The organism is Alteromonas sp. BZK5, assembly GCF_014349115.1.
In the GTDB taxonomy this organism is placed as follows: domain Bacteria; phylum Pseudomonadota; class Gammaproteobacteria; order Enterobacterales; family Alteromonadaceae; genus Alteromonas; species Alteromonas macleodii.
The window spans coordinates 1-1,765 of sequence record NZ_JACSOE010000235.1 but is presented as its reverse complement, the minus strand read 5'-3'; the positions used below and the strand labels follow the sequence as shown (position 1 = coordinate 1,765).

Sequence of the window (1,765 nt, the reverse complement as noted above, 5' to 3'; positions counted from 1 at the left end):
CCGGACTTTTCCGGGGCGTTCAGCAATCAGCCATTCCACATTCGTATCTTGCAACTCTTCCCGCATCGAAGCGCCCTGATAACCGGCATCGCCGGAAACGAATTCTTCTTCGCCATGCAACAGGTTCTTCAACTGGTTCAGGTCATGCTCGTTTGCGGCGGTGGTCACCAGCGTATGGGTGAGGCCACTCTTGGCATCCACACCAATATGGGCTTTCATACCGAAGTGCCATTCATTGCCTTTCTTGGTCTGATGCATATCAGGGTCTCGTTCATTCTTTTTGTTTTTAGTGGAGCTGGGTGCTTCAATAATCGTCGCATCCACCAGTGTACCCTGCGTCATCATCACACCGCAGTCAGACAGCCATTGGTTGACCGTTTTGAATAATTTGCGAGTCAGCTTGTGCTTTTCCAGCAAGTGCCGAAAGTTCATAATGGTAGTGCGGTCTGGAATGGCTTTATCCAATGACAGTTGCACAAACTGACGCATCGAGGCAATTTCATATAACGCATCTTCCATGGCTTCATCACCGAGGCTATACCATTGCTGCATACAATGAATGCGAAACATGGTCTCAAGCGCGTACGGACGTCTACCATTGCCAGCTTTAGGATAAAAGGGTTCAATCACTTCCAGCAGTTGAGGCCACGGCAGCAGTTTATCCATTCTGGATAAGAATATCTCTTTACGAGTCTGGCGGCGCTTGCTGGAAAACTCACTATCGGCAAAAGTTAACTGTTGGCTCATGGGCGGTAATGGCTGTGATTTACTATGCAGCTATGATCTCACATCGGGGACTTATTCGCATCTTCCCTAAATATAGGGAAGATGTTGAAGAGCGTTTCGATGAATATGACGTAATCGGTATATTTCTAACCTTAAATGAAGAAGAGCCAGAGGAACAAAGCTATTCAACTTTAAATTATGCCGCTTGCTTTGAGTTAATTGGTTTATTACTAGAGCATCATGCAGATGTAATCTCCTCCAAAGTTTATACATTTATAGAACACTACAAAGACACCTTAGGAAGGATAACAGGGATGAATGAAGAAAGTATTAATATGAAAAATTTGGCAATAAAAATGTATCGTGAGCATAAAGCGGCAATCGATTTTATTTATGAAAATGGCAAATCAACCGAGTTTCAGTTTGTTTCACAATCTTTGAAATCAGAAGGCGAGATATTTATTAAAGAAGGCATTAAATTTAGATATTTTAATGACACACCAACAAATTTTTCATTTTTGCCTGAGAGTTGGTTGAATGAACTCGAAAAGGCAGAATTTTACTGTTGGGCTGGGTGCGAGAAGTGGTGGGCTGGTTACCCTTTAATTTGCTGGATTGCAATTCAAGGTCAAACACTAAAGTTATATGCAGAAGTAGGCCCATTGTCTAATTATAAGTTGAGAGCACTATTAATCGAATCATTAGAGGGACTTAATAGTAAAATAATTAAGTTTAATAAAAATGCAAAAGAAGAAAATGCGAAGTACTCTAAATTTTTAAATGATAAGAATCTAAAATCCACATTAAAAGATGAAGAGGACCTTCAAAATGCAGAAAAATTGGAAGTTTCAATTGAAAAGATTTTAAAAGCTTTTTCTAACTCCACTGTCAAAGTAGTTGAGGAAGCGCTTAAAACGTTTATAAATAAAGCCCATGAGGACTGAGCTATCCCCACGAATAGTAAAATAAAGTCAAAGAGTTAGGGAACATTCATGGCATTTGGTGATCAGATCTTTCGCCAAAAAAAACCAACACAGAA

2 protein-coding genes are annotated in these 1,765 nt (G+C 40.3%); one reads left to right on the top strand and one right to left on the bottom strand.

From position 1 onward, the window contains the following. The coding region (locus BIZ39_RS21590; protein WP_187448082.1) for an IS5 family transposase at positions 1–747 on the bottom strand (747 nt) is incomplete at its 3' end. A gap of 8 nt (positions 748–755) precedes the next feature. Between BIZ39_RS21590 and BIZ39_RS21585 the strand changes: the two genes are divergently transcribed. Continuing rightward, positions 756–1,670: a hypothetical protein gene (locus BIZ39_RS21585; RefSeq protein WP_187448081.1), complete on the top strand. Its 915-nt coding sequence runs from the start codon at positions 756–758 to the stop codon at positions 1,668–1,670. Positions 1,671–1,765: the final 95 nt, after the last annotated feature.

What these genes read in the sequence shown, in the direction of transcription:
- BIZ39_RS21585 (WP_187448081.1), top strand. Translation starts at nt 756, where the DNA reads ATGGCTGTGATTTACTATGCAGCTATGATCTCACATCGGGGACTTATT.